Annotated in this window: 16 protein-coding genes; all 16 read right to left on the minus strand. The window is 34.8% G+C overall.

Features of this window, described 5'->3' with window-relative positions; all coding sequences use genetic code 11:
* Positions 1 to 3: 3 nt before the first annotated feature.
* A complete protein-coding gene (locus BIV20_RS13090) occupies positions 4 to 1,488 on the minus strand; it encodes a transglutaminase domain-containing protein (RefSeq protein WP_075721222.1) in 1,485 nt (494 codons plus the stop codon).
* A gap of 19 nt (positions 1,489 to 1,507) precedes the next feature.
* On the minus strand, positions 1,508 to 2,542 hold the full coding sequence (locus BIV20_RS13095; protein WP_075721221.1) for a CAP domain-containing protein: 1,035 nt from the start codon (positions 2,540 to 2,542) through the stop codon (positions 1,508 to 1,510).
* A 38-nt stretch (positions 2,543 to 2,580) separates the two neighbouring features.
* Complete coding sequence (locus tag BIV20_RS13100; protein ID WP_075721220.1) at positions 2,581 to 3,876, minus strand: UDP-glucose dehydrogenase family protein; 1,296 nt, start codon at positions 3,874 to 3,876, stop codon at positions 2,581 to 2,583.
* 123 nt (positions 3,877 to 3,999) lie between these two features.
* Positions 4,000 to 6,204, minus strand: a complete 2,205-nt coding sequence (locus tag BIV20_RS13105; protein ID WP_075721219.1) for a DUF5722 domain-containing protein — start codon at positions 6,202 to 6,204, stop codon at positions 4,000 to 4,002.
* 104 nt (positions 6,205 to 6,308) lie between these two features.
* On the minus strand, positions 6,309 to 8,954 hold the full coding sequence (locus tag BIV20_RS13110; protein WP_075721218.1) for a YfhO family protein: 2,646 nt from the start codon (positions 8,952 to 8,954) through the stop codon (positions 6,309 to 6,311).
* A gap of 206 nt (positions 8,955 to 9,160) precedes the next feature.
* The gene (locus tag BIV20_RS13115; RefSeq protein WP_075721217.1) at positions 9,161 to 12,478 is read right to left on the minus strand and encodes a YfhO family protein; all 3,318 of its coding nucleotides are present in this window, start codon (positions 12,476 to 12,478) and stop codon (positions 9,161 to 9,163) included.
* Between the two features lie 25 nt (positions 12,479 to 12,503).
* A complete protein-coding gene (locus BIV20_RS13120; RefSeq protein ID WP_075721216.1) occupies positions 12,504 to 13,424 on the minus strand; it encodes an alpha-1,2-fucosyltransferase in 921 nt (306 codons plus the stop codon).
* Positions 13,411 to 14,751 carry a lipopolysaccharide biosynthesis protein gene (locus BIV20_RS13125; RefSeq protein WP_075721215.1) on the minus strand — a complete coding sequence of 447 codons (1,341 nt, stop codon included), beginning with the start codon at positions 14,749 to 14,751 and terminating at the stop codon, positions 13,411 to 13,413. Before BIV20_RS13125 ends, BIV20_RS13120 begins: the two co-directional genes overlap by 14 nt.
* Before the next feature lie 140 nt (positions 14,752 to 14,891).
* Positions 14,892 to 16,754 (minus strand): asparagine synthase (glutamine-hydrolyzing), encoded by a 1,863-nt coding sequence (gene asnB, locus BIV20_RS13130; RefSeq protein ID WP_075721214.1) that lies wholly within the window; start codon positions 16,752 to 16,754, stop codon positions 14,892 to 14,894.
* A gap of 89 nt (positions 16,755 to 16,843) precedes the next feature.
* Positions 16,844 to 18,016, minus strand: coding sequence for a glycosyltransferase (locus BIV20_RS13135; protein WP_075721213.1), 1,173 nt, complete (start codon positions 18,014 to 18,016; stop codon positions 16,844 to 16,846).
* A 12-nt stretch (positions 18,017 to 18,028) separates the two neighbouring features.
* Positions 18,029 to 19,168, minus strand: a complete 1,140-nt coding sequence (locus BIV20_RS13140) for a glycosyltransferase family 4 protein (protein WP_075721212.1) — start codon at positions 19,166 to 19,168, stop codon at positions 18,029 to 18,031.
* 6 nt (positions 19,169 to 19,174) lie between these two features.
* Positions 19,175 to 20,119: a glycosyltransferase family 2 protein gene (locus BIV20_RS13145; RefSeq protein WP_075721211.1), complete on the minus strand. Its 945-nt coding sequence runs from the start codon at positions 20,117 to 20,119 to the stop codon at positions 19,175 to 19,177.
* Between the two features lie 48 nt (positions 20,120 to 20,167).
* On the minus strand, positions 20,168 to 21,565 hold the full coding sequence (locus tag BIV20_RS13150; RefSeq protein WP_075721210.1) for a hypothetical protein: 1,398 nt from the start codon (positions 21,563 to 21,565) through the stop codon (positions 20,168 to 20,170).
* 10 nt (positions 21,566 to 21,575) lie between these two features.
* A complete protein-coding gene (locus BIV20_RS13155) occupies positions 21,576 to 22,457 on the minus strand; it encodes a rhamnan synthesis F family protein (RefSeq protein WP_158024941.1) in 882 nt (293 codons plus the stop codon).
* A gap of 35 nt (positions 22,458 to 22,492) precedes the next feature.
* Positions 22,493 to 23,530 (minus strand): acyltransferase family protein, encoded by a 1,038-nt coding sequence (locus BIV20_RS13160; RefSeq protein ID WP_075721208.1) that lies wholly within the window; start codon positions 23,528 to 23,530, stop codon positions 22,493 to 22,495.
* Positions 23,531 to 23,540: 10 nt separating this feature from the next.
* The gene (locus BIV20_RS13165) at positions 23,541 to 24,293 is read right to left on the minus strand and encodes a hypothetical protein (protein WP_075721207.1); all 753 of its coding nucleotides are present in this window, start codon (positions 24,291 to 24,293) and stop codon (positions 23,541 to 23,543) included.
* Positions 24,294 to 24,302: the final 9 nt, after the last annotated feature.

Below are 24,302 nucleotides of genomic sequence, written 5' to 3' on the forward strand. Positions count from 1 at the left end.
CACTTAATATACCGGAAAAGATCCCAGATAATGTCCATCTGTTTGGTCCATACTATAATAATACTTACCATCTGAAATCAGACCACGTGCCACCATTCCATTCCAATGATAAAAGACCACTCTGCCATATGGATCATATCCCCATCCATCATCCATCAAAGTACCATCGGCATTGGCATAACCAAAATCCCTGCCATTCATATACTGAAACCAGCCATTCTGCTCCATCGCTCCATTGCCATTCAAATAGTAAGTTTTATCTCCTACAAAAGTAATCATATCTTTATACAAATATCCCTGTGAATCAAAATAACAGATATATCCTACACTTGGACAATACTGGAATGCATTAAACACCTCATGTCCATTGCTATCCAGATAAATAATATGTTCCCCATCCGGATGATAAGTCAATCTATCCTTCATTGGTGTTCCATCTGCCTGCAAATAGTAAGTATAAGCACCATCAAAGGCAAACTGATTCTTCACCGTATTTCCATTACTATCTAAAAGCCGCAGTTCCCCGTCTGTTCCTTTCACCCAACCATTGCCAACATAATCATAATTTGAAACAGGAATTACCCCCACAAGACTTTTATATGCGGTATGATTCTGATACAATGTGTTGTCCGAAATGCAGAAATAATCATACCGTACCGGTGGATATCCCCCATCCGGATCATCCCATGTAACATCTACGTTATACCAGACGTTGTCAATTAATACCTTGTTCCATGCATGCGACATACCACTTGGGCTTACAGTGCCTTCTATTCTGATACACTCTAGTCCGGCAGCATTACATAACAGTGTAAAAGTATGTGCATATCCTGAACATACCGTTCTTCGGTCCCCAGTCATAGCACTCACACACTGCTGATCCCATCCGTTATCCAAACTTGTACTGTACTCAATCTTATTGCACATCAGGTCATGCATTACTTTTACTTTATCATAATCTCGGCTCACACCTGCTACTGCATTTAAATACTCATCCAATTCATTCGATAATTGAGCTGTATATCCTGCTCTTTGTGTTCCACTTGCAAACTCATCATATACTTGTATAGAAACAATATAGGTAGTCCCCGTAATAGAATCCACAATTTGACTCCGATCTACGGACTTCAAAAAATAATATTGCGGATTTTCCCATTTAAAATATGTTGCTACCTTGCTTACTTCATCCGATGTCAGTCCATTCCCATCCAGTTCATCAGCAATATAACTACAATTAAGATAATTCTCAATAACAGCATCTTCTGTTGAGGTCAAAAAACGATTACACACACCATCCAGTTCATCATATAATTCCTTTTCTCTTTCTGATAACTGATTATAGTAATACCGTGTTTCTCCACACTCTGACCAGTCTCTGGTCTGCCATTTTTCTGCTGCCCGGACATGCATTTTCCCACAAAAGCATAACATTAACAGAAATACCCCAAACAATAATATCCCTTTTCTAACGCCTATGCTTTTCCTCATATGTTTTCTCCTATATTCTCTATCTACTAATGAACATCTGCACCCAGTGTTTTTTATACATACTATCCGCCTTATAGTAATATCCTATTCCCATCTCAGTATAGCTTTTCTTTAAAATATTCGCTTTATGTCCCGGTGAATTCATCCATGCATTCATTACCTCTTGCGGGGATGCCTGTCCTGCTGCAATATTCTCTCCGGCACCCCAATATCCATCTGTTACATATTCATCCAATGCACTAAAACAACTTCTTCCATCCGGACGTGTATGGCTAAAATAACTGCATATTTCCACCGCTCTCACCTGTGCCGCCTGCTGTACTTGTGTGTTTAACTTAAGAGGCGCAATATTTCTGCTAAGCCGTTCCTCATTCACTAAATCCAAAACCTGCAATTCATAAGTATCAGAACTTGCTACTCCTGCTGCCTTAAAACGTCCCAGATAATGTCCGTCTCCCGTATCAAGACTGTAATACCACAAACCATCCGATATTAAACCTCTCGCCACCATACCATTCCAGTGGTAATATACCACTCTTCCTGAGGCATCATAATCAAACCGACTATTCTTCAAGGTCCCATCCTCATTCGCATAACCATAGTCTACACCATTGGCAAACTGAAACCAACCGGAATCCTCCACTTTACCATTCGCATTCAGATATACTACATCTCCATCAACAAATGTAATCTGATCCTTGTAGATATATCCCTGTGAATCAAAGTAACAGGTATATCCTACGCTTTCACAATACTGAAATGCACTAAATACCTCATGTCCATACTCATCAAAATAAATAATGTGTTCCCCATCCGGATGATAAGTCAAACGGTCCTTCATTGGCGTTCCATCTGCTTGCGCATAATACGTATATTCACCATCAAATACAAAATCATTGATAACTAAGTTTCCATTTGCATCATACAAATGATACGCTCCATCTCTCCATTGCAAACTTCCCGTAGTATGCGCCTCTGCCGGCATTTTCACTCCTAAGGAAAGTGCAACTATCATTCCCAGAATCCCAATTGCATGTAAAAAACCCTTCTTCATAACCTACCTCCTATATCTCTTCTCAAATAATAAATTATTTATCTTCCAACAGAATAATATTCCACTCCTGCTTCTATCATTTCCTCCGGACGATATATATTTCTTCCGTCATATACAAGTGGTGTACGCATCAGTTCTGCATATTTTCGAGGTTCTACCATCTTTATCTCATTCCACTCTGTAAAAATAAAGCACACATTTGCCTCTTTCAATGCTTTCTCCGGAGTACTTACATATGTAATTCCATCCGGAAAACGCTTTTTAAAATTATCTACTCCCACCGGATCATATGCATAAATATCTGCTCCTGCCTGCAATAAAAGAGGAATATTTTCTAATGACGGTGCTTCTCGCAAATCATCGGTTCCAGGCTTAAATGTCAGTCCAAGCACTGCTACCTTTAATCCCTGAAAGGTAATCAAACGCTTCATTGCCTTATGCAAAAGCAATGTCTTTTGCGCCTTATTGACTTCAATTGCCGCCTTTACCGTACGCAATTCATATCCGTTCTGTCTTGCAAGATATTCCAACGCCTTGGTATCCTTCGGGAAACAACTTCCGCCATAGCCTATTCCTGCGTTTAAGAATTTCTCTCCAATTCTCTCATCATAGGACATTCCCTTTGCCACATCTTCAATATCTGCACCTACCAACTCACACAAATTCGCAATGTCATTCATATAAGAAATTTTTAATGCCAAAAAGTCATTACTTGCATACTTAATCATTTCTGCACTTCTACGATTTACAGATACGATTGGAATATCAAATGGCTCATAAATCTCCATCAACTTCTTCTCTGCCTCTTTCGATTCTGTTCCAATAATAATTCTGGCTGCATGCAGCGTATCTCTTACCGCTGTTCCCTGAGCTAAAAACTCCGGATTACTTGCCACTTCAATCTTAATCTCCTTATTTTTCTGGAAATCATGAATAAACTGCTCTACCTTATCATTCGTTCCTACCGGAACCGTAGACTTAACTACTACTAAGCAGTCCCGTTCCACATTCTCAGCAATCTGTCTTGCTACGGTTGCTATATAAGAAAGGTTAGCTGAACCATCCGGCTGCTCCGGAGTACCTACTCCGATAAAAATTGCTTCTGCATCCCGATAAGCTGCCTGATAATCTGTGGTATAGTCCAATCGTCCTTCTTTATAATTCTTCTGCATTAGTTCTTCCAAATCCTGTTCATAAATTGGACTAATGCCAGACTTCATTATTTCTACCTTTTTTTCATCTACATCGACACACATTACATCATGTCCCTTTTCGGCAAAGCACACCCCTGCTACTAAGCCTACATATCCCGTTCCTGCTACTGCTATTCTCATTTGTTATCTCCTTTGTAAATTTTATCCTACTTAATACTATAACATTAATACTTTTAAATGAAAAGCAACAAATGATAGTAAAATCAAGGGAAACCACGAATGGTCTCCCTTGATTTCATCTACCTACTCTGCATTTGTAAACCCATAACACTGCTGATCTATCAGATTTCCGGATGCGTCATATAAATTAAATAATGTCCAATAATATCCCGGTACCGGCTTCCATGTTGTCCACAAGGTCGTATCCTGTGCTCCACACTTTCCGGTTGTGTAAATCCATGCATCTAATCCCTGTACATACAAGTTACAATCTAAAATCTGCATCTCGTAATAATATCCCGGATTATTAAAACTCTGAATACCAATCAAATATCCGTTTCCATTTGGATCCGGCATCTGGCAGATTGCCTTGATTGCATGACGGTAGTTCACTCCTACCGTTGTATTGACTGTTCTGCCTGCATTATCCCTTACCTCACAGTAAACTAAATAGTCACCACTGGTACTCGGTCTATAATGAATTCCATAATCTCCTGACCAGTCACTTGCCTGAATCCACTGTCCATTTTTCACATCATACACTAGCCAGCGATAAGATAATCCTGAAGTATCTACACCATCATTTACAACAGCTCCTCCTTCAATCAAACCATTCTCATACTGCCAGAGATAAATTCCTACGGAAGACAGTGTTGATACTGTTCCATACTGATATCCCGTTGCTGCAGTAAGTATAGAGCTTGGGTTTCCTGCCACACGAACTTCACCTTGTACAAGATAATTCCCCTGTTTTGCCGGATACCAGTTTAAAATATTCTGGTTTAACTGCCAACCGCTCACAACTTCCCATACACAGGTACTCTGGTCATATACCAACCATCTGTATTCCAAATCTGTACTGCTGGACGTTGTAGCACTCATGGCCATCTGAACACACGGTCCGGTCTGTCCATCCGGAATATAAAGCTGTGCTGATGTCAACGTAGCACTTGTCGGTGTTGCCTTCCAGATAATATCATCCGTCCAACTTGTAATCGGTGTCCCACTATCATTTGGCGTAATATAACGCATATATGGGTCTACCACGGAAGCTGCCTGTGGCGTATCCATGTATTTGAATACATTATATGCCTGTCGTCCGGTACCATCTGCATTCACCAATCCCTGATAAAGTCCCGCACCGGTAGCTCCCAGGTTATCCTTGTACTGAACATACATCATGGCATCTACCATATCATTTCTTGCTGCTGCATAATACAGATATGCCAGGCTGGCTGCCTGTGCTTCCTCTCCAAGAGTTGCTGAATCAAATCCCTGTTCAGAAAGAATGATACGATGTGAGCTTCCATATGTATTCTTGATATAATCTGTCAGAACCTCTAAATTAGCAGCACACACAAAGTTGGAAGTTATATCATGTGACATATCTGCTGCTGCGTCTTTACTCCACATGGTCTTATCCATCTTTCTAGGATACGCATGATATGCAATATTCCAGTTCTTTCCCTGCTCTCTTGCTGCAAATCCATCAATAAATGTTTTCGTTGGAATACCTGTTCCTACTAAATTATCATACCAGTTATGTGTCGGACAAACATATGCCTTTGAATAAGGACTGTTGTCCTGGATTGCATTATACAAAAGATCAAAAGATTTTACCGCTATATCAATATTCGTATTAACATCATATGTTCCACAATAATTATAATGCTGTGGTGCTGTAATCTCATTTCCTAAAATCCAATTCTGAATAAAACAGTCAGACTGTCCAAAAACATCTGTTAAATAATGAAATGTTGCATTTAATGTTTCAACCGCTTCCGCATCCTGAACATTTAACGCATAATAGAAATGTCCAGCTTCTCGTCCGCCAGGATAAATCAATTTCTGTAACTGTGGGTCTTCCGTCCACCCCATCAATATTTCAGCCGTAATGACTTTTCCTGCCGCACGTAATTCTCTAATTCTCCACTCAAAAATTTTTACATAATTTTCATAATTGAAATAGTATGTTTTTCCGTTGTATACATATGGAGTTCCGGTTCCATCTGTATTGATGATACTGGTAAGTTCTAAATTCATGTAAACATGCGTTACAGAATTTTTGAATTCCGTATCACTGCTATCCGTCCAAAACTCAGTGCCTTGAATGCCTTTCTTATTTGTAGATGTAGCCGCTACCACATCAGCTGCTGTTGCTCTTGTTCCCATTAATCCTGTTGCTGCCTTTGCCTGCATTGGAACCAATAATGGAAAAATCAGAAGAAATGAAAGTAAAAAAGCTCCAAAGCATCTCAACATACGACTAGAAACTAAATTTTTTTTCATAGAATTCCTCCTTCGCATTTTGTGAAACATTTCTTATATGTTTTATATTATAGCATATCGCTTTGGTTGGATTCAACAAAAACATTGTATAGAATTCTTTTCTCCTAATTCTTCAAACTACGCTTCTTTCTTATTCTCTGCATGCTTGTAAGTATTACCCATACAAGCATCACCACTACCGAAACAACAAACTTATCCTTCCAAAAATTCTTCTGATAAATGGCCTCCATCTGATGTGTTCCCGCTGGCAGATATAGGCCTGTAAAAGCCATGTTCACTCTTTCCTTCCGTACCTCCTCTCCGTCCAGATAATATTTAAAATTAGCACTGTACGGAATGGAAAGAAATAACAGTTGGTCCTTTTCACTCTCAATTGTACCGCAAATATATTCATCCGAATATTCCTGAATATCTAAAACATTTCTCTTTCTTGCACTAACATCATTTTCAAACTCTTCATAATATTCTGCCGATGAAAAAATACTAATCTTAACCTTATCTATATTTTCCACTGTGTTATCCATATTATCATATATAGTAATATACTTTATTCCATCCTGCCCACTGAATTCTGTCTTAGTCTTACCATTTTTTTCATAACAGCTGGCATATTGATAACCATTCCTTCCATCATTTGTCGCCCAGCAGACATGAACACTTGCCTCCTCCTCATTTTGTAATTCCACTACTATTGTCTCATCTGATGTAATTTCTACTGGCAACTCAATCACTGAACCCACTGCATAGTCTGCCACTTCATCTTTATATATCGACTTCATTTCCTTTTGTTCTTCCTTCAAGCCAGTATTCCATTTCTTAAACTCCTCATTTTTATCCTCTACTACGGCATATTTCAGAAGACTCTCTGCTCTCTCCAATGGATCCATTTCTTCAAACATACTACTTGAAATCACCTTATCATAACAGAATCCAAGCGGCAATGAATTGTTATTCTGATACAAATACTTATTGTCAAGCGTATTCTCCAAATAAAATCCATAGTTTGAACAATTATCACTGCCTGAAATCAACTTATCCACCGAGAACATTGACTCAAGATAGATATTTCCAGTTATCCCCAAACACCATCCCGGCATTTTTCTTAACGTTGGAATAGAAGTTGCCGTCACCAAATCCGTGAATTCACTATTTCCAACCCCACCAATATAATACGAGGTTCCATTATATCCCTGCACAGGTGCATCATTCATCTGAACACTCAAATATGTTTTATCCACTCGTTCAAATATTTCTTTCTCATTCGTCTGTTCCAATATTTCCGTTGTTCCGTCATTGTAATATCCGGTAATCCAATCATCTTTCTTAACAGCATCATCATTATTTATGAACTTATAATTAAATGAAACGGCTTCTATCATTGTCAAAATTATAAATCCACATTGCAGAACTTTCTCATTTATAATTTTTTTTCTATTGTATAAACATAATCCCAAAACTTCCAACATGGAAATAAGCAGATACATAAAAATGTCATAGTAATAAATACGTTCTCGTAACTTGAAACATACAATTCCTATCGCTATTACTGTTATCCCCCAGGTTATCAGAAGGCGTTTTTCCTTAATTCTCCTTTTCTTCGTTATTATCTCATTGAACGCAGTGGCGCTTGTCATCAGCATAATTATAATTACCCACACCCTGGATAACTTATAGATGTCATTAGCAAATCCATTAATAAGTAAACGAAAAACCGGACAAGTGGCAATCATACCACAAATTGTCAATTCTGTTGCAACCACAATATTTCTTTTTTGGGTATCACGATGAAAAACTTGCGGAATTAGCAAAAGAGCTAAAATTCCACAATAATATGAACCATCTCCTATATACCAACCTGTATCTCTTCCATAATATTCATTTGCTCCCGGAATCCCCATTACATTTGGTGCAAGAGTCCTCATCATCATAGTGGCAATTATCTTTATATTTTCATAGGAAAAAGTCTTCTTCCATTCTGTTCCAAAGCTTTGCACTCCTGTTTGAAAACGATAACTATGAAAAATGTCAGTTAACTCTTGATATAATATTCCTGCAACCACAACAAGGAATACAATGCTACAGATAACAATTACTTTTTTCTGAATGGTCGAAAAATGTTTTTTCGATTTATATCCACTCTGATAAACTTCTGCTATAACATATAATAGTAAAAATACCGCTAACATTAACTGAAAGTATAAACTAAGGCATAATATAGATAAAACAACTCCAATTGCAAAAAGTAGCAAACTCCTCTTCTTTTTCCACCTTTCAATTGCCCATAAAAATATTGCTGCAATCATTGCCACTTCGGCCTGTGTTTTCCAACATCCTCCCCCAATTACCTGAATAGAGAATGCATAACAGCAACCAAATACAATGCAGGTTACTCTTTCCATTCCCTTTTCTCTTAAAAAAGCATAAAAAACATAGCCGGAAAGCGCACATTTTATCATCATAACTATGCCCATCATATATGCCACATGTCTACTTCCAAATATACCTATTAGTATGACAAAAGGATCATAATTCGAACTGGCACTTCCCCAAGAAGATGAAAAAGAAAACGAATTTCCTATACCATTCTGAGCCTTTTGGTAATATTCCGGGTAAAACTGCACCACACCATCCTCAACTACATTGGAAAACAAAAAATACTTTTCTCCCCAAATATAGTTATGAAATAATATAATAAGCACAATTCCAATAATTCCACAAAACAGTGTTGTATCAATAATCCTTTTCCGCATTTAAACTCCTTTTACTTTTTTCGATAATAAAATTCTACTGCCTTTCACCATTTTTAACTTAGTTCAAATCAAATATATCAGTTTACTTACTCTGTATACAACAGATTCCTCATATAATGATTTATCCATTGCAAACACCTCAGTATACTACCGTAATGTGAATCAAAATAATTATTCTTACCCCTCTTTTTTCGGCATTATTTCATCTACCTTTTCCTCGCTATTGCACTACGTTTCTTTTTTCTGTATCTATACATTTCTACTACAATTTCCGCAAATACATATCCCAAAAAAGCGCCACATGAATAAAGGATATACGGGTCGTCTTTTTCAAAACGTATTTCTACATCATGTTCTCCCTTCGGGATACGGCATCCTATAAATGCTATGTTCAACTTTTCGACCATTACCTCTCGCCCATCTACATAAATATGCCAATCTTCGTCGTAAGGAATAGAAAGAAATAAAACATCTGAACTTGTATTAGTAATTTTCCCCTTAATCCTGTCCCCTTCCATTTCTACTATTTCTAACACATCTTTTCTTCTATCCTGACAATTTTGTTCATAAGAAGCATAAACACTATCATCCATATAGGTAGTGGATAAATTATCTACTTCAAACTCAACAGCCCTTTCTGTTCGAATCACAATTTGACTCAAATTTTCCATATCTATATCAAGTCGAACATGATTTTTACCTATCTGCAAATAAAGAATTCTTGTAATATCTTCATAAGAACCATCTTCCATTTTATACCGATAAGTAACATATGTGTTACTTCTTGTAGAGCAATTAACATCTGTAAAAATAATCAAATTTCCACTTTCTGTATCCTCTACGTCAAAAACTGCTTTCCCTTGATGTGGAATCTGAAGTATCTTATTCTCAAATAAATTTGCATATGATTCTGTATCATTAAATTTTAATACATTGGAACTCCTATCTGCAATTGTTTCATATTCATTATAGCTCGATATTTTTTCTATTCCACTAGTTTCCAACCAATCACTATCATTTTTCACTACTACACTATTCAGCAAAACCTCTCTGCGGTCATAAACATTCAGTTCATAATAATTTTCTTCTGATATTACAGAATCATACCCGAACCCCAATGGCAAGCTGTTCTTATTCTCTGAAAGCCACAAATGACCTTCATTCTTAACCATTTCATATCCATATGGTTGTTTTTCATCCCGCGCTAAATTATATTTAACTCCGAGCATGGTATTAACAGAATTCAATCCATCAAACCCTAGCAAATATGAAGTTGAGGAATACATATTTTTTACGCCAATTGATTCAGTAAAATCCAGCAAATCATTTGAATGCGTAGTCCCGCCCAAATAAGACCTAGTTCCTGAATAGTTCTGATACAAAGCATCATTTAATCCTACCGACTGGTATGTTTTATTCACTCTGTAAAAACTATTATCATTTATTTCACTTAGCAGCTCTGTTGTTCCATCTTCATAGGCATTGTTCAACTCATCTTTTGTAACAACATATCTGTCATTTACAGCAGGATACGAAATTAAAACAATCTCAAAAGCACTCAAACAAATAATTAATCCATTTGCCGTTTTCTGATTTATCCATTTATGTAAAAAACAAAGTAATACACTTGTTAATAACAAAAGGAATATAACTGCTTTTATACATTCTTTTTGGGCATCAACACTACCTAATTTCCATGCACTCAAAATAAGAAATACACTTTCCATTACCATTGTTAGTATAAGAAGCCACTCTACACATTTTTTCTCCCTTATGATGTGATTCAATGTATGGACTCCAATATAAATTAATACAACATTTATCCAAAAGGAACTCATTCTTGAATTATACCTATCAGAAAATGCATTTACAATACTTCTAATAGTAGGAAAGCAAATATAATATACACATATTAAGTACAGAACAAGATTCCATTTTTTCTCCTTTTTTGTTCCTATTACCAATGCTTGTGGTGCCAACAATATTGTAAACAAACCACTATATAATGGTATATCTGCCAGATAATTTTGAACTCCCCTATAATTGTTCACCCCCAAAATATTATTGGAAAATGCACGCAATACAGATTTTGCAATTTCACGCCACGTATAGGGAATAAAATATTGAATCATATTGCTTTCTGTTCCACCTATACTACTTACCATAGAATGTACCCTGTTACTATTTACCATTTCCAAAATTGCAGGAATTAATTTATATCCTGCAATCAGGCCTCCTACTCCAATAAATATAGCCCAAATCCCAATACTTTTCCCAATTTCAGAAACGCAAGTTCCATTCTGTAATGACCTTCTCATAATATAGTATCCGCAACCCACCACTATCCAAATTATCGTTACAAAAATACCACTATAGCAAAACAGCAGCGCATATGCGAGTGGTATCCATTGCCACTTGCTATCCTTTGCCCACTTTTCAATTGCAAAAATAAGAAAAGCAACAAATATTACCTCCTTTGAGTATCCAAACCACCCACTTCTTACAATCATGTGTCCACAAAATGCATATGACATAGCCGCAACATATTTCAGACTATTTGAAATATCCAACAAACGTGTATATTGAAAGAAAATCATTCCCGCTAAAATACACTTTAAAACAGTTGCTGCTCCTAACATATATAATACATTTTTGCTTCCAAAAACAGTTATCATATAATTAAATATATCACATTGTGCCTCTCCACCTAATCCATATTCAAATGACCAGGGACACACTTCTCCTATATTTTCCAGTTCTCTTGCCTGTTGCATTGTTATTGGCACAATCTGATTAATTGAATCACTTGCTATATCCGACATTGTAAACGCAAAATACTTCTCTCCTGTCAAATATGAGAAAAAAATCAGACCACTTACTACAACTAACAGTCCTAACATAACTATGTTCGGATTTAGACATTTTTTTTGAGTCGTCCACATACCTGCTCTCTTATTTATCTCAATTATCAGTACACTAATAAAACATACAATAACCAGAAGTTGAAACGCTTTCATTCCTTGTATTATATGTATCATTTTTAACTCTTGTCCGTAATTTCTCCATAGCAAAATTGGAGCACTCTCTCCGGCATTCTCCAAAGTAATGTTTTTCTCTGATAATTCTGCTACTTTCGCATTTTCCAGTCCAAATTCTCTTGTAACCTCTTCTCCTGCAATTTCACTTATCTTAATCTGGTTATAATAAAGAGAAATATTATTAATTTTAACTTTTTCAGTTATAGGGTTTAAATAAATATTTACATTTAAATCCTCATCAAATCCTAATGGAAACTTTTCTCTTACACTCTTCTCATATATTCCCCCACTCTTTTCTTCCCTATAATTCGTAACCCCATCATACGCTATAATACTATAGCTATCACTTTTTTCGCTTCTCTCACAGCTTTCAAAATTTATAGCCAGATACATATTCTGTCCGTACAAAATATATAAAAAAAAGGTAAACCAAAGACAAGTTATTATTATCCCACATTTTATCATCTGGCTCTTCTTCAGCTGCATATTCTCATTCTCCCGTTCTTCCTATTTATATTAAAATCCACTTTTCATCATTTAACTCCGAATCATATCTGTCATTAATCCATTTCTTCGGTGAAATTACTACCTTCTCCACATTATCACTAAGGTACTGGGCCCACCAAGAAAAGGTACTGTTAGATAAAACAAAGTGTTTGCATGAGTACATCAATCTTAATTTCTCCCATACCGGATCATTCCCCGTTTCAAAATAAACCGGATACTTAAATTCAATGTTATTCCTTACCCATTCGATATCATCCGAAAAAATAATAAAGATAGGATTTTCAACTTTCTGTGCCATAATATCCATCGCCGTTAAAAAGTATGAATCTTCATACACATGAAAATACTTTCTGGTCTCAGCTACTTTTACATGATCCCCTTTTCGGATTGAAATACAAACTGAATTATTTTCGTTAATTATCTTATATAATTCCTCATTCTCCACTCTCGGTGGCTCAATTGGTGTAAATTCTTTCTTTAATAAGTTTCTAATATCATCAAAAAACTTCGGATTCTCAAAATTTCCTTTTACAATTGCACCTTTCTTGAAATAGTTATAATCATACTGGTAAAAACCCTTATTCATCCAACAGATTCCTGCTTTATTCAATAACGGCTGTTTTTTTATCTGATACCGTCTTACGTCCTCATAATCTTTACACATTTTTTTATAATAAAAAAAATAACTATAACCAACTACTTTCTGCCAAAGACTTGTATCTTTTAATAATACATTATGCTTATTTCCTAAATCAACAAATGGAACTATCTGAAAAAATCTCAGATCGTTTTCCCCCCAATTATCTTTTGCTACTGTATATGAACTAATAGCAATTTCATCGCCTGTCTCAACCTGTATCCGTCTTGCCATGGCATATTGAAACATCTGATTTCCTAACCTACCACACATATCAACATATATCATTCTCTTTTCTCCTATTTTTGTACTTTTTGAATATAACAAGATTACTTCTAAACGTTAAAACTGCATACGGAATTACCGATACGATTGTTGCAATTGTCGCTCCTACGGAGTTCCACCTAGGAATTAATGTAAAATTCAAAACAAAATTAATAACTATAGTAATCCAAAAATAATAGCTTCTTTCCTTTGCCATACTCTGAAAATCCATAATACTTGCAAAAAAATGTGATAATGCTGTAATAATATAATATGGCATCAACATCAGTAATAACACAGATGCATATTGATACTCTAATCCATACATATAAGTAATTAAAACAGGTCCCAACACTATCATTCCAATTGTTATTATTAACGTCAACAACGTATTTTCTTTAATCAGTTTTTTATATTCTCTTTCTTTTTCCAAAACATTTTCTGGCGTAATAACTGCAAAAGTTACTATAACTCCTGCACAAAACGCGTCATTTACACTAACCGCTTTACTTACAATCTTCTTCGCTATCGAATAAAGTGCAATATCCTCCTTGTCTCCAAGCATACCTATCATGAGCGTATCCATTTCCAGCAAAATCAATGCACCAAAGCTGATGATTAAAATAGGAAGTGCATACTTAATTACTTCTTTTGCCTTTTTCCTTGCTTCCAATTTATCAATGGCAACTTCCCTATCATACTCATCTCTTAACATGAAATTTCCAATTACGCTCGACATAATAAGTGCTACCAGATATCCCAACGCAACTCCTAATGAATTTCTAAAAATTAAAATTCCAATATAACTAAATAGAACATACCCACCATATTCAGCTACTGCCAAAACCGTAATTTTCTTGAATTTATTTAATCCCAAAAACTGCTCTTTATAATACTCATTCATTGAATTTGCAAACGTTAAAAAGCATCCAATAAATAGCAATGACTTTAAATTTATGTATTTTTGTGGATACCCAAGTTGCAATGCCAACGGTGAAGTTATTAGCAAAAATATTAGAAAAAAAATACTTGATACAAATACTCTCACTTTTAGCGTCACTTTAATATACTTCGAACGCAACTTTTCATTTTCTCCACATTTTGCTACATAAATTTTAGATGAAATATTTAATCCAAACCACGCAATCCAAAATAAAATACTTATAATAGAGTAGAAGAAAGCCCACTCTCCATACTCACTTAAACTCAACATTCTTGCAATAAGAATGTCTCCTATAAAATACAGTATCGTAATAATAGCTTTAGAAAGCATACTCCAGAAAATATTACGATATTTGTTTTGTGACATTAAATCTAACACTTTCTTTTTCATTTTCCTTTTCAATTCCATAAATCCTCAACATACTCCTGATACCACTTTTGAAACACATAAAAAACAAAGTACCGAATTGTAGACCGATTTATTTGATTTTTCTTTTAACAAATCTTCTCCCCCCTTGATTTCCACTTTATACTTCTTGCTAATACAGATTAATTCCACAAATCCTCAACATACTCCTGATACCATTTCTGAAATACATAAAATGACCAAAGAACTGAATTATAAACAGACTTATTCGACTTTGAAACCATATTAATAAATTTCCATATTTCTTCACTCCTAAAAATTCCTTGTTTTTCTAATTTTTCTGGTTCAGCATATCTGCATAAGTCTTCATATAAAATTGTTCTCATCCATAAAGCAAGCGGAACACCAAATCCTTGTTTTGGTCTATCTAATAATTCCTTTGGCACATAATCATATGTAATATCCTTTAATATATATTTCTTACACCCACTCTTGTATTTAAACTCATGTGGTATACGAAAAGAATATTCTACTAAACGATAGTCTACAAGTGGTACACGCGCTTCCAGTGAATATTTCATAGATGCTCTATCCGTCTTACATAAAATTTCATCTGGCAAATAAGTTTTCATATCTATCAACATACGTCGAATTTGCCAATCAGATTCCGTCATTTTCTCCTCAAAATTGTATTTAGCAGATTCGCTTATTCCTTCCACTATATTTCTTGTATATCTCTGTCGTACATCAGTAAATAATTGTGCTTTATATTTTGCATCTCTATTTTTCACCAAAGCATATAGTTTGTCTGGCATCATATTAATCATCTTTTCGCCACACATATGATATGCAATATTGCCAAACACATCTAATTTTTGTGCCCAATGTGCCCAATCATACATTTTGTAACCACAAAACAACTCATCACCACCATCACCTGCCAATGTAACAGTAACATCTTGACGTGCAAGCTTAGAAACCAACATTGTCGGAATCTGTGACGAATCAGCAAATGGTTCATCAAAATATTTAGGCATCTCTTCTAACATATCTATTAAATCTTTTTGAGTGATATATAGTTCTGTATGGTCTGTCCCTATATGTTTTGCAATTTCCTTTGCATATATAGCCTCATTCTCCTCTTTTGTTTCAAAACCAATAGTATATGTCCTTATTTTACTCCCTTTGATTTCCTGCGCCATTGCAGTAATTAAAGTGGAGTCAATTCCGCCACTCAAAAAAGTTCCAACAGGAACATCAGCATTCATTCTCAATTTTACAGAATCATATATAAGTTCTTTCACACCTTTTCTGACTTCAAAATAGTCTTCAATTAAATTAGTGGAATTCTCCTCATACTTTTCTATAATGTCCCAGTATTTTCTCTTTTCAATTTTCCCATCATGATAAATAATATACTGTCCTGGTTCTAGTTTATATGTATCTTCAAATATAGTATCAGGAGAACAAATAAATTTGTGGCACAAATATTTTGAAATAATATCTCTTCGGACTTCTTTATGAAAGTCTGGGTGAGTCATAATAGGTTTCAATTCTGATCCCCATATCATTGTTTTACCATTCCAATAATAATATAATGGTTTCTCTCCAATTCTATCTCTTGCCAAAATCACAAGATTATTTTTCTTATCATAAAGAGAAAACGCAAACATTCCATTAAGCTTATCCAGCATAGATATTCCATATTCTTCATATGCTTGTAATAATACCTCTGTGTCACATTTAGAAATAAATTTTCTGCCATTTTTTTCTAATTCTTCTCGAATATCCATAAAATTATATATTTCACCATTATATGCAATAACAACATCTTTATTAGTGCCATACATAGGCTGGTGTCCATTTTCACTTAAGTCGATAATTGACAATCTTCTTTGACCTAATCCAATATATGCACCATCACTCATTCTTTCAATAATTTCACCACTATCATTAGGTCCTCTATGTACCATAGTGTCATTCATCTTTTTTAATATTTTAATTGGATACTCATGTTTTGATATATATCCACAAATACCACACATTTTTCAGCACCACCTTCCTAATCTATACATGTACTATCCGTTCTATTGCTACAATTAACTACATTATACAACCAAAAGATTATCTACATCTATACCAAGACTTTCTTCCAGTCTTCAATACACTTTTCTATTGAAAAACGCTCTACACACTCTTTCAATTTATCTTTTTCATACTTATTATCATTACTATTTTTCAAAAAATTTATCATTGCACTAGCCATTAACTCTTCTTCTTTTTCTAATGGTTCTTGCCATGTATAATGTTTTCCAGAACAAACTGGAATCAAAATGCCATATTCAGCCTCTATAATAGAATCCTTATTCTCTTCAGTGATATCCAACGATGGCGCTAAAATTTCCCTGGCGCCATATCTAAAATCACTCGCAATAACAGGCAAACCTGCAATCAAGGCTTCAATTAATGAATTCCCAAATCCCTCAAATAATGATGGAAATACAAAGCAATCTGCTTTTTCAAGTTCACTTTGTGGATTCTTTATAAATCCTTCTAACAAAACTATATCTTCCAACTGATAGCCCTTTATAAGTTCTTTCAAATAATCTTCAAGATTTCCCTGCCCAAGAATTTTCAATCTTGCATTCGGGTATTCCTTTACCACCTGACTAAAAGCCCTTATCAGATGCCACTGTCCTTTCTGTTCTACATTTCTTCCCATAGTAATAAATGTGAACTCTGCTTTGTCACTTTCTTTACTTTTGTGTCCCATCTTAGAAATATCATAACCATTATAGATAGTAATATTTTTCTTTGGATTCAACTTTAAGTTTTCTGTCAAATCCTTTTCTACTCCTTTTGATAGCGAAACCACCTTATCTGCACGATTATACAATAGCCTTACAATTAAATTTATAATATGTCGGTAGCTTGTATTATTTTCTTGCGAAATAACATTTCGAACAGATACGATGGTCTTACACTTCTTGTTCTTTGTCAAAATATTTACTATATTAGCACTTTCCAAAAAGCTAATCACTGCACAATACTGACCACTTTTCTTCAATTTTTTTAACTTCCAAAATCTCAACCACATTGCCTTCAATTGATAACTAAAGCTTTTTGTTACTTGCGGTTTCATTCCTAATTCTATGATTTTCCCATCAAATCTATAATCTTTCTCAGAACACGAATTCAATAACACATCCGTTGATATCTCCTCCGGAAAATACTGAGAAAGGGTAGAAACTACCCTTTCTGCTCCCCCTCCAGTTAGTGTTGGAATTACAAATAAAACTTTCTGCATTACGCTCTCCTATCATATACCAGCCGCATTGTTATAACTTTCTTTTGCTTTTTTCAAAATTTCTTCATATTGAGGAATAATATTGTTCCAACTATATTTATCCAAATTATGCTGAAATTCCACTATTCCCATGTTCATTCTTTTCATTAATTTCGTTGCTAAATCATTTGCATCATTCGTATCAAAAAAGAATCTATCTTCTTCTATCAACTGTCTATGTGCCGGAATATCAGATAAAATTGGATAACATCCAGACAATGTTGCCTCTATAACCGACATTGGGCAATTTTCAAATTGACTGGCAGATACATAGATTGAAGCTTCTTTTAAAAACTCAAATTGTTCTTGACTATTATTTCGAATCCATCCATGAAATGCTACAACATCTGCAATTCCTAATGTTTCAGTCAATTCTTCCAATTGCTGACGATATGGTCCATCACCAATAACTTCCACCCGCCAATCTCCCATATCTATTTTTGAAATTGCTTCTAATATAGTTTGGACATTTTTGAATCTCTGCAAACGTCCCATAACCAGAATCTTTTTCTTTTTGCTTTCTATATCATTTAATTCCGTGTATTTTTGTATTTCAATTCCATTTGGAATCATCACATAATTTCCCTCACTATTATTTCTTTCCATAAGCTTTTTCAAATAAATAGATGGTGAGACCACACGATATGAGTTGTTAACGATTCTTTTCCATGAATTTCTTAATATTCTATGCATAATAATCATTGATTTTTTCTTATTATGCCCTTCTACATCACTTCCATGTGCAGTAATGATATATGGAATATTATATTTTCTAGAAATATAATAAGCCACTTCTCCTGTAGGGATTACAAAATGAGTATGACATACATCATACTCTTGCAATTCTGGATGTCTTTTCATAAATTTACGAACCGCTAACAAATATGATAATTGCTCCCATGGTTGACATGCATCCGACCTTTTTCTTATACACTTTAATCGATATATCTCAACACCGTTTTCTACTTCATACTCTGGTAAATCCTTAAATCCCATTGTAAGTAATGTTACCCTATGTCCATGTGCTTTTAACTGTGCTGCAATATCTCTAGACACTGGCGCCGCCCCTCCACCTAATGGTGGATACTCATAATTAAGTACAAGTATTTTCATAACCCTCTACTCTTCTTCCTTATTCTCAACCACTTCTTTTATACTATAAGAACTATCAATCCCACAACCATAATATGTCTTACTCATCATATCACTCATTAGACCAAAAATAAACATCAGTAATCCTGTAATGATAAAGAATACAGTTAACAATGGCGGCATAAGATTATCAGACATTTTTCTTCCCATCGCAAAAAGAACGATAGACCAGACACCGCAAGCACCACCTAAAAAGATACTGAACATTCCTCCAGTTCCTAAAATATGTAATGGTCTGACTGCATATTTACTCCAGAACCACAAAGATATCATATCGACGAATCCTTTGAAAGTACGTTTCCAGTTATATTTTGTTACACCAGCAGTACGCGGTCTATGATTTACTACCACTTCACCTACTCGAAATCCTTTGATTTTTAATAATGCCGGAATAAAACGATGCATTTCGCCATATAAATTAATATGATTAAAGCATTCCTTCCGATATATTTTTAAAGAACATCCACTATCATGAATATTATCTTTTACAATAATTCCACGAAGAAAATTCGCTACTCTTGAAGTAAACTTTTTCATCACAGTGTCTTTTCGATTCTTTCTCCAACCGGAAACAATATCCAAATCATTTTCTTCCAGATAATTTACCAGTTTTGGAATATCTGCCGGATCATTCTGTCTGTCTCCATCCATTGTCACAATATAATCATACTTTGCAGCTTTAATTCCCGCATCCATAGCAGCTGTCTGTCCGAAATTCTTGCGCATACGGATATACTTTAGCGGATACAACTCCTTACACAATTCTGGCGTTTTATCCCTAGAGCCATCATCCACAAATATAATTTCAAAATTATATTTTTCTCTTGTGCACACTTCATAAATCTCTCTGTGAAGTTCTTTTACACTTCCCTCTTCATTAAAAACCGGTACTACTACTGAAATTCCCTCCATACGCTCTTCCTTCCTTTGTACTTAATACAAACTATACTTCTTCTTTCATTATTTTCTCAACACTCTCGCTTTTATGCTTCTATACTTAGATAATAGTTTCCAACTTCTGCTTCCTTTAATTTCCTGTAGTTCATTCTCTAAATTTATTATCTTGTTTTGCACCTCTTCTTTCGTGCTCTGCAACTCCTCTTTTATATTCTTTAACTCTTCTTCTGTGTTCTCTAACTCTTCTTTTTTGCTTCTCAGCTCTTCTCTCACATTCTGAACATCCTGCTCTTTTTGTTTTTTCTCTTCCTCTTGTTCTTGATATGCATAAGTTAGATGATGTACAGCATTTGCCAATTCTCCCTTCTCCTGAAAAATCTTATCCATTTCATCTTTCAGTCCATTTTCACTCCAAAAGATAGACATATAATCAATAGTAATTGTCAATTTCTCAATATTAGAAAAATCGCCTTCCAAAATATATTGTGGGTCTTTTGTCAAGAATAAATCTTCTTTTCCAAAATGAATACCATTTATGTTATGAATTTTCACGCCATCCAAATCTGTCTTTATTTCAGAGCAAACACACATGAACTTTTCGCAAGGATCAAATCTGATATACTTACATCCCTTTGGAATTTCTATCTCAAACTCTATCTTTTCTTTCTTACCAATTTTCAATATATACTCTATTGTATATACCTTTGACACATCAAATCCTTTGCCAATATCATAGTACACTTCACATTTCAACTTCATAATGGGTTGAAAATATTGTACTTTATTAGGCATTACTGCCCCATATCCCAAAATATTATTTGCCACCATTTCATGTTCCATACAGTAGCCCGGCAAATAACCCTGACTTTGTATATACAAAGATAATAAATAGCAAATAAACTGTGAATCAAATTCTTCACATTTAAGTTCTTCAAATCCTCTTATAGCACTAGTTCGAATAATTGCACATCCGCCTTCTGATATTATTGGTGCTTTTCTTTCATCAGTACTTACATTAAGCTGATTTTCCCCTACTGCCTTTACCACCTTAGTATAGTAGTCTTCCCATCCTAAATAATCTTCCCCATTGCATACTTTTACATAATCTATAACAGGCACTAACATTCCTTCGTACCGAGACTGTTCCAGAATATCAATTTCACGTTCTAAATAAGAAATATTCTTTAATACACTCTTCAAATAATAGGTCTGGCGTTGTAATCGAACACTTTGAGCTTCTCTGGTACTTTCTTTAAACGGATTAATCATAACTACATAATCATAATCATAAAAATTTGCTGAAATATCAATTCCCAGATTATGCAATGATTCACTGCTCTGATTTCCAACAAATATTTCTGCTACTGTCTCAAATTTCCGACACTCTGCTAATACTTTTTCCGGTTCCATTATGTTCTGGGTATTTATGAATATTGCTATTCTTCTATCACGAATCAACATGCTTCATCTCCTATACAATGTGAAACAACAAAAAATTCTCTACTAAATCCCTCTGGTTGCAAGTACGAATCAAATTGCAGTATATCATAGAAGTGTCATAGGAAGTTTCCTGTTCCAAAAAATCTAAAAACTCTTTTGCCATCGGTACTGATTGTTCATAATCCAGTTTCGTGGTAAAAAATGTTCTTCTTTTAAAGAAGGGAGATCGTCTCTTTTTTACCACTTCCAGCGGTGCCACAATTAACGGACAAGATGTAAAACTTTTCTCATCCATATCATCATAGTTTGTGTAACAATCCCATTGAAAACCATTTTCTTCAAAATATTTCGTAATAAACTGTTCATGTTTTCCACCTGATTCATGGTATGTTTTTATCATTGGCATCTCATCCCAGTATTTTTGAAACACCGTGGATGATACAATACTTCTTCGAAATGACATAAAGCTAGACTGGATATGCTGTGGAATATGTCCATAGGGACACTGCCATAATTCTTGTGCAATAGCTGAATCTAAACTAAAACTTTTTGTAATTCCCCAAAAATCTAATTCTGTTCTCTGATCCATGGTATCGAACATTTCCTGCAATGGATAGACCGGTCCCATTATAGTATAATTCATTAGAATCACTTCATCATAGGTGACCAATTTGTCCCATCCCTCACTATCCAGTGCCGTTTTATATGCCCATACATCAAATCCTTTATTTTCTCTTACAATAATATCTGATGTATATTTTTCGAATAACTTTCTTCCTTCTTCATTCAATTCACCATTACATACAACAATCAGCTTTTCTACATGCTGGTGAAAATCCTGCAATACATAATCTACATATCTATCTACAATTCCTTGTTTATCAAAGAAAAAATAAATTCCTAATCTCTTCATTATCTGCTCAATCCCCATTTCTCATTCGGACACTATTACGCTTCCCTTTTCCGAAACCTATTCACCAACATAGATGTACCTTTTCTAATTCTGTTATCAATAAAATATATCAGCATAGATACCGGAATAATTACAGCTACACAAATCCCAAACACACCATAACTTCCTGCGGTAGAAATCGACTGAAAATCTACTCTTTCCGCAACCCTATAAATAATAAAATGGTGTGTCAGAAAAATTGCATAAGAATATTTGCTTAGGAAACTACATATTGCCTTAACCCAGCCGAACTCTATAAACTTTGCTATATAGGTCAATACTAAAAATGCCATAATACCTACATAAGTGGTCTGAATATTGCTATTAAATGCTGGTGCAAATACCGTATTCAAAACCAACACTGCCAATGCCAATAATGCTGCTTTCCAATTTGTTTTCTTAAAATACTTTATATAAAGCATTCCAAAAAAGAATTCCGGAATTCTCGTCGCAACAAGAACCGACTTATCTAATGGCGTAGAATAACAAAAAATTGCCAATAAATACACTAACGCAATTACTGCTGTAAAATACCCCGGATGCTTATTCACTCCCCAGCGCAACAGCGGGAATATAATGTAAATTAAAATAATACATCCCAAGAACCATTCCCCAATCAAATAAAAAGTCGGCATAATTCCGGAATAATAACTGTCAAATCCTAAGACTGTCAGAACAAAATTTTCTTTAGGAATTCCGGAAAAATCTACATGATAGACCATTTTTTGAATCAAAAAAGCTATTATGTAAGTAAGCCAGAACATAGGATAAATAGAAATTAAACGTTTTTTATAAAATTTGAAAAGTTCACACTTCTGCTCATACACATACATAAGAGCTGCACCTGAAATAATAAAGAACAATGACACTCCAAAATCTCCAATATATATATTGCAGACTCTAAGCGTAATCACCACTTTATCCAACAACTTCGGCTCCATAAACCAAAACAATGCATTATAGTGAGTCAGCAGAATTGCGACGACTGCAAATGCCCTTATAAAATCCAGGTAAAAGATTCTTTCTTTTTTCATAACTATTTTCTTATTTTTCCTTCCGCTTTTTATGATTTCCGTTCTGTTCCTTTAAGTCAAGGTACGCAACCCGCATTTTGTTCAATTCCTCTAAGTTCTCTTTGTACAAATTAATGTATTTCTGGTTTTCTTCCTGTAACTGTTCCAGTCTTTCCGAATTTTCGTCATAAAATGCTTTATAATGCTGTAACTCTTCGTCAAGTTCTGTAGCATGTTTCTGCAATTCTTTCAAATAATTCTCCGTTGAGGCTATATATTCCTGCAATCCTGTCACATTTTCTTGCAGACTTTTTTCTTTTTCCTCAGAAGCTTTCATCTGACTCTGCATGGAAGAAAGTAACTGTTGTATACTATTCTGCGCTTCACCGTTCTTTGTACTATATTCGCAGTATGCCTCAACTCCTATTTCTTGAGCCACTTTTCCCACGCTGATATACTCACGGTAGCACATAATCGCTTCCATCTGTTGTTCGATTCCTTTCAAACGTTCCAACATCCACTGCTCTAGCTTATCATTTTTCTGAATCACTAACAAATATTCTCTATCCCAACTATTCTCCAGATTAGCACTGATATCTTCCATAACTTCTTCCGGGATTTCCCACACAACATCTTCCGCGTTTTCCTTCACAAGAGAAGCATATTCCTTCGAAGCTATGATGTGTCCTCCTGTACTCCGGTACACTTCTACCATATGCAAAAATTCTTCTTTATATTTTGCCTCTTTATTTGTATCAATTTCAATAAAAAATGAAATATACATATTTCTACC

It is taken from the genome of Roseburia sp. 499 (assembly GCF_001940225.2).
Lineage (GTDB): Bacteria > Bacillota > Clostridia > Lachnospirales > Lachnospiraceae > Petralouisia.

Excerpts from the sequence above, each read along its gene's own strand:
- BIV20_RS13105 (WP_075721219.1), bottom strand. The coding sequence starts at position 6,204 with ATGAAAAAAAATTTAGTTTCTAGTCGTATGTTGAGATGCTTTGGAGCT.
- BIV20_RS13155 (WP_158024941.1), bottom strand. The coding sequence starts at position 22,457 with ATGAAGAGATTAGGAATTTATTTTTTCTTTGATAAACAAGGAATTGTA.
- asnB (WP_075721214.1), bottom strand. The coding sequence starts at position 16,754 with ATGTGTGGTATTTGTGGATATATATCAAAACATGAGTATCCAATTAAA.
- BIV20_RS13090 (WP_075721222.1), bottom strand. The coding sequence starts at position 1,488 with ATGAGGAAAAGCATAGGCGTTAGAAAAGGGATATTATTGTTTGGGGTA.
- BIV20_RS13095 (WP_075721221.1), bottom strand. The coding sequence starts at position 2,542 with ATGAAGAAGGGTTTTTTACATGCAATTGGGATTCTGGGAATGATAGTT.
- BIV20_RS13110 (WP_075721218.1), bottom strand. The coding sequence starts at position 8,954 with ATGCGGAAAAGGATTATTGATACAACACTGTTTTGTGGAATTATTGGA.
- BIV20_RS13140 (WP_075721212.1), bottom strand. The coding sequence starts at position 19,168 with ATGAAAATACTTGTACTTAATTATGAGTATCCACCATTAGGTGGAGGG.
- BIV20_RS13165 (WP_075721207.1), bottom strand. The coding sequence starts at position 24,293 with ATGTATATTTCATTTTTTATTGAAATTGATACAAATAAAGAGGCAAAA.
- BIV20_RS13160 (WP_075721208.1), bottom strand. The coding sequence starts at position 23,530 with ATGAAAAAAGAAAGAATCTTTTACCTGGATTTTATAAGGGCATTTGCA.
- BIV20_RS13125 (WP_075721215.1), bottom strand. The coding sequence starts at position 14,751 with ATGGAATTGAAAAGGAAAATGAAAAAGAAAGTGTTAGATTTAATGTCA.
- BIV20_RS13150 (WP_075721210.1), bottom strand. The coding sequence starts at position 21,565 with ATGTTGATTCGTGATAGAAGAATAGCAATATTCATAAATACCCAGAAC.
- BIV20_RS13145 (WP_075721211.1), bottom strand. The coding sequence starts at position 20,119 with ATGGAGGGAATTTCAGTAGTAGTACCGGTTTTTAATGAAGAGGGAAGT.
- BIV20_RS13135 (WP_075721213.1), bottom strand. The coding sequence starts at position 18,016 with ATGCAGAAAGTTTTATTTGTAATTCCAACACTAACTGGAGGGGGAGCA.
- BIV20_RS13120 (WP_075721216.1), bottom strand. The coding sequence starts at position 13,424 with ATGATATATGTTGATATGTGTGGTAGGTTAGGAAATCAGATGTTTCAA.
- BIV20_RS13115 (WP_075721217.1), bottom strand. The coding sequence starts at position 12,478 with ATGCAGCTGAAGAAGAGCCAGATGATAAAATGTGGGATAATAATAACT.
- BIV20_RS13100 (WP_075721220.1), bottom strand. The coding sequence starts at position 3,876 with ATGAGAATAGCAGTAGCAGGAACGGGATATGTAGGCTTAGTAGCAGGG.